Here is a 5,155-nt window from a genome sequence, read left to right on the forward strand (position 1 = left end):
CTTCGACAACCGAATTGAGTGTTATACCAAATCCGGTTGGTAAAAGTCAGTTTTCGCTCCGCAGCCCGCGCAGGCGGGCTTCGTCCGTATAGCCCCACCCTTGAGGGTGCGGGTTTTTACAGACCTTCGACAACCGAATTCCGTATTACTTCCCAAACTTAGAAGCGGCTGGTGTTGGGTTTGTGGATGATGAAGCTGAGCACTTGGCACTGCTTGATGTTATCAAAACCCACAACGCGGATGTAGCAGGAGGGGTATTCACTGCGGCAGGCTTGAACTTCGCTCATCACTTCTTGGACAGAACGGGCGTTGAACAAAGGCAGCTTCCACATGGTCCAGTAGTAAACCGTGGGGTCAGAGGTTTCATTGAACTCAATGGCAGGAATGTAGCCTTGGTCGATGATGTACTGAATCTGCTTACCAATCTGTGCATCAGACAGAGGGGGCAGATAGGAAAGGGTTTCGTAACGACGCTCTTTTGGCAGAGTTTTCATAATTCTTTGTCTCTTTGGTGCGGGATCTACAATGATTGGCTGTTTAAGCGGGAAACAAATCACCACCGTCAACCGGATCCAGGTTAGGTTTCCGTCTCTGGGGTCGAGTCAGGTAGGGGCAATCCCGTTACTGTTCTTTCCAGATACTGCTTCCGGTGGTCGATGTTGGCCTGCATGATGCCAGTCAGAACCATTTCAGGCAAGAACTCTGTCACTTCCTCGGCGATATGTTCGCGCACGGTCATGATCCGAATCGCCAAATCTGGCTTTTCCTGAAGTAACGCTTGGATATACGCTTCTCCATCTTGAATTTTGGCCGTGGCGGAAAAGCTTTGCAGCCAGTATGCCAAGGGAGGATTGGTTTCGTTCAGTTGACTGACCACGGTTCGCATGGCTTGGTAGGTCAAATAGCTACTCATCACTTTGGCAGTATCTTTGGCGATTTGTTTTAAATCCATATTGTTGGCAACGTTTGATATCAGCGGTTGTTTATCTCTACCGACTGCGATCGCAGTGGGTGGTTGCAAGTTTCTTCGGGTACAAACCATAACCCGGATCCCCTTGCTAAACAGCGTAGGGGAATACTTTCCGCCGCAGGTTGCCGGATTTTGCCGTGATACTGCGCTTTGCTTAGAGCGCTTGAATGACTGGAGAAAGGTTAACCGTTTTCCATCTCAGGTTAACGGTTAACTTTTCTACTAAGGATCCGTCATCAAACGGTATCCATCGCCTCGAACTCAAATTTGATTTCTTTCCAGAGGTCAAGAGCGACAGCCAACTCAGGAGACCAACGTCCGGCTTCACGGAGGATATCATTCCCTTCACGAGCCAAGCTGCGTCCTTCGTTACGAGCTTGAACGCAAGCTTCCAAGGCGACACGGTTGGCGGTTGCACCCGGAGCATTACCCCAGGGGTGACCCAAGGTCCCACCACCAAATTGCAGCACGGAGTCGTCACCGAAGATTTCCACGAGTGCGGGCATATGCCATACGTGGATACCACCGGAAGCAACAGCCATCACCCCAGGCATGGATGCCCAGTCTTGGGTGAAGTAAATCCCACGAGATTTATCTTGTTCGATATAGTTTTCGCGAAGCAGGTCCACGAAGCCCATCGTAATGCCACGTTCGCCTTCGAGTTTACCCACAACGGTTCCGGTGTGGATGTGGTCACCACCGGACATCCGCAAGCACTTGGCAAGCAGACGGAAGTGGATACCATGATTTTTCTGACGGTCGATAACGGCGTGCATGGCACGGTGGATGTGCAACAGGATTCCGTTATCGCGGCACCAGTGAGCCAAGGTGGTGTTGGCGGTGAACCCTGCGGTTAAGAAGTCATGCATGATGATGGGCATTTTGAGTTCTTTGGCGAACTCAGCCCGTTTCAGCATTTCTTCGCAGGTGGGGGCGGTTACGTTGAGGTAGTGGCCCTTGATTTCGCCAGTTTCTGCCTGAGCTTTATGGATAGCGTCAGCAACGAACAAGAAGCGATCGCGCCAGCGTTGGAACGGCTGGGAGTTGATGTTCTCGTCGTCTTTGGTGAAGTCCAAACCACCGCGCAAGCATTCATATACTGCACGACCGTAGTTCTTCGCCGATAAACCGAGTTTCGGCTTGATGGTGCAACCCAACAGGGGACGACCATATTTGTTGATTTTGTCACGCTCAACTTGGATGCCGTGGGGAGGACCTTGGAAGGTCTTCAGGTAGGCAACGGGAATCCGCATATCTTCCAAGCGCAGTGCACGCAAGGCTTTGAAACCAAAGACGTTCCCCACGATGGAGGTCAGCATATTGGTAACAGAACCTTCCTCAAACAAGTCGAGGGGGTAGGCAACGTAAGCGATATATTGGTTCTCTTCGTTGGGTACCGCTTCGATGTCGTAGCAACGGCCTTTGTACCGATCCAAGTCGGTCAACAGGTCGGTCCACACTGTGGTCCAGGTTCCGGTAGAAGATTCAGCAGCTACTGCAGCTCCTGCTTCTTCCGGGGGAACTCCGGGCTGAGGGGTCATCCGGAATGCCGCCAAGACATCGGTATCTTTGGGAGTGTAGTCCGGCGTGTAGTAAGTCAGTCTATAATCTTTAACGCCAGCTTGGTAGCCGGTTTTTGCTTGAGTCTGGGTTGAACTGTAAGACATAATCCCCCTTCCTAGGAATCATCGGAATCATCGAAAATCGTTGCAGTTGTCCTGGTTTTTTGTTTTCCTGACAAGCTATTCACTTATCTGGGTACTATTGCTTACCGAACCCGCGTCGGGGATCGGTGGAGCGAAATCAGTCGGCTGCTTCGTTTTGCTGCATAACAATAGTATCAGGAAAACAATAAGTTAAACATCATTGTTCTTTTATTCTTCGATAATATTTCTTTATTTTTCGTTATAAATATTTATTTTTTGTTATAATGTAAAACGGCAAGTTTCTGATATAATAAAACGCTCAGTTTTGCGAGGACTGGCATAATTTCCGTATGGGGAGCAGCAGGAACGATACAATGGATCGCAGTTGAGAAGGCGATGGGTTCTGCTTCCTGACCCGGATAGGGGGGGACGAACGTTCCAAAATGCGATCGCCTCCTTTGCCTTGAGACCCTTTAACCTTGATCCCCTTTGTTGCGCGATCGCCCTTGGGGGTGATTTTAAAAAACTTATGCAGCCAGCTTTCCTCCACTGCATCAACCCAGATTGTCCAAGTCCCACCGGCCAAAGTCCGAGTCATCATTTTTGTGACAGTTGTGGCACCCCTCTGTTTTTAAATGGCCGTTACCTCCCCTTACAAAAATTAGGGACCGGCGGTTTTGCCGTCACTTTCACCGCTTATGACCGGCAGACGGACCGGGAACGAGTCTTGAAGGTGTTGGTTGAGCGATCGCCCAAAGCCTTGGAACTGTTTGAACAAGAAGCATCCGTCTTAGCCAGTCTGACCCATCCCGGAATTCCCAAAGTCGATCGCGACGGTTATTTTCACGTTTCTCTCAAACATTCCCAATCCGACACCCTTCCTTGTCTCGTCATGGAAAAAATCGAGGGGTTAACCTTGGATGAAATGCTCCATCGCGATTATCCTCAAGGGTTTCCCGAGGAGATGGTGGTGGATTGGTTGATGCAGGCAGCAGATATATTAGAAGAGTTGCACCGCCATTCCATTATTCACCGGGACCTGAAACCCACGAATCTCATGGTCCGCACCGGATCCACTCTGGCCAATCCGGGGACTCCTTTCTCCTTATTTAATAGAAGGATGGGGGGAAGTGCAGGGGGTCAACTGGTGGCGATCGATTTTGGCGGGGTGAAACAACTCAGTGGTAAGCAGGCGAGTTCCACCCGGTTGTTTTCCCCGGGTTATAGTCCTCCGGAACAGATGATGGGGGGTTCTGTGGGACCGGCAGCGGATTTTTATGCCTTGGGTCGAACTGCGATTTTTCTGCTCACCGGGCGATCGCCGACGGACTTCGATGATGGAATGTCCGGAGAATGTCGCTGGCATCCTCATGCCAGAGTTAGTCTGAATCTGGCTAATGTCATTGATGAAATGCTGGAGTTTCAGATTGACAAACGATTAGATAGTGCCACAGAACTCCAAGGACGACTGGGACAAGGTTCGTATTTAAAAACCTTAGTCCGCCAGCGGAATCAGGGACTCGGTGGCCGTTTGGCGGAGTTTGCAGCGGTGGCATCTGGGCGCAGTCTGCAATTTTGCTGGGGAGTAGGAACTGTGGTAATTAAGGCGATCGCCACCCTAGGTTTAGTCAGTTACAAAACCCTAGAAGGCATCCTAATCACCACTTTAGATCTGATCGGTTGGGTCTTTACCGCCTGCTTTGATACCTTATTAGGCACAATTTTAGGCGGATTGGGTGCGAGTGTTGGTGCTGGTGTTGGATTTGCCTTAGCCTATTGGTTACCTGTCGGCAGCCGACTCAGCAGCCGCCTAAGTGAGTTAATCGCACAATGGTTTCCCAACCTGGAACTGACAGTCCATCCAGTTGCGATTTTATTTGGGATGGCGGGTTTAGGCACAGCATTGGGATTAACCGAAGCGGGAAGTTTCGGACAACGAAGACGATTTATTGTGGCTGGCTTGATGGGAGTATTTGGGTATGGGTTAGGATGGTTTGTATTAGCGGTGAGTTCAAGCGGTGAGACCCTAGCTGCACCGGATTTAGTCGGATTTACGGCCATTGCGATCGCCTCGATTACCCTGGGGTTAGGATTACCCAAACCGCAACTGTTCCATGCCACCATGAGTGCGATCGGGACGGCAGTCGTGATGGCAGCCTTTCTGTATAGTTCATATTTTCCCCTGATTTTAGACCTATTTTCCGCCACCTCCGGAATCGGGATGCCACAATTTTGGGATAGCATCGCCTTTTTTGCTTTATTAGGGATGACGGGCAGTTTTTGTCTCGGTTGTAGTTACTATTTACTGATGCCGGTTTTGAGACTCTTAGGATTTCGATAAAACGGTAGTCATAAATATGTAATGATGATGCTGGACTACTGATAGAAATCTACTTGGTTTAGGGAACTCCAAAAAATAAAACCTTCAAAAAACCCGCAGGCTCAAGCCTGGGGCTACACGGACAAAGCCCGCCTGCGCGGGCTAAAAGAGCCTTGTTAGGTGCGATCGCATCAAAGCAAGGATGATTTATTTGTTGGA

The 5,155-nt window shown here is 49.9% G+C and carries 4 protein-coding genes; 1 reads left to right on the top strand and 3 read right to left on the bottom strand.

Annotated elements, in window-relative coordinates:
- Positions 1-158: 158 nt before the first annotated feature.
- From NG833_RS21260 to NG833_RS21270, 3 genes are all read right to left on the bottom strand, one after another.
- Complete coding sequence (locus NG833_RS21260; RefSeq protein WP_254567275.1) at positions 159-494, bottom strand: ribulose bisphosphate carboxylase small subunit; 336 nt, start codon at positions 492-494, stop codon at positions 159-161.
- 83 nt (positions 495-577) lie between these two features.
- Entirely contained in the window at positions 578-952 is a 375-nt protein-coding gene (locus NG833_RS21265) for a chaperonin family protein RbcX (protein ID WP_254567277.1), read from the bottom strand.
- A gap of 254 nt (positions 953-1,206) precedes the next feature.
- On the bottom strand, positions 1,207-2,637 hold the full coding sequence (locus NG833_RS21270) for a form I ribulose bisphosphate carboxylase large subunit (RefSeq protein ID WP_015147336.1): 1,431 nt from the start codon (positions 2,635-2,637) through the stop codon (positions 1,207-1,209).
- A 508-nt stretch (positions 2,638-3,145) separates the two neighbouring features.
- Here NG833_RS21270 and NG833_RS21275 point away from each other — a divergent pair.
- Complete coding sequence (locus NG833_RS21275; RefSeq protein WP_254567276.1) at positions 3,146-4,957, top strand: serine/threonine-protein kinase; 1,812 nt, start codon at positions 3,146-3,148, stop codon at positions 4,955-4,957.
- Positions 4,958-5,155 lie beyond the last annotated feature (198 nt).

The organism is Oscillatoria sp. HE19RPO, assembly GCF_024220515.1.
Taxonomy (GTDB): domain Bacteria; phylum Cyanobacteriota; class Cyanobacteriia; order Cyanobacteriales; family Laspinemataceae; genus Laspinema.

What these genes read in the sequence shown, in the direction of transcription:
- NG833_RS21260 (WP_254567275.1), bottom strand. Translation starts at nt 494, where the DNA reads ATGAAAACTCTGCCAAAAGAGCGTCGTTACGAAACCCTTTCCTATCTG.
- NG833_RS21265 (WP_254567277.1), bottom strand. Translation starts at nt 952, where the DNA reads ATGGATTTAAAACAAATCGCCAAAGATACTGCCAAAGTGATGAGTAGC.
- NG833_RS21270 (WP_015147336.1), bottom strand. Translation starts at nt 2,637, where the DNA reads ATGTCTTACAGTTCAACCCAGACTCAAGCAAAAACCGGCTACCAAGCT.
- NG833_RS21275 (WP_254567276.1), top strand. Translation starts at nt 3,146, where the DNA reads ATGCAGCCAGCTTTCCTCCACTGCATCAACCCAGATTGTCCAAGTCCC.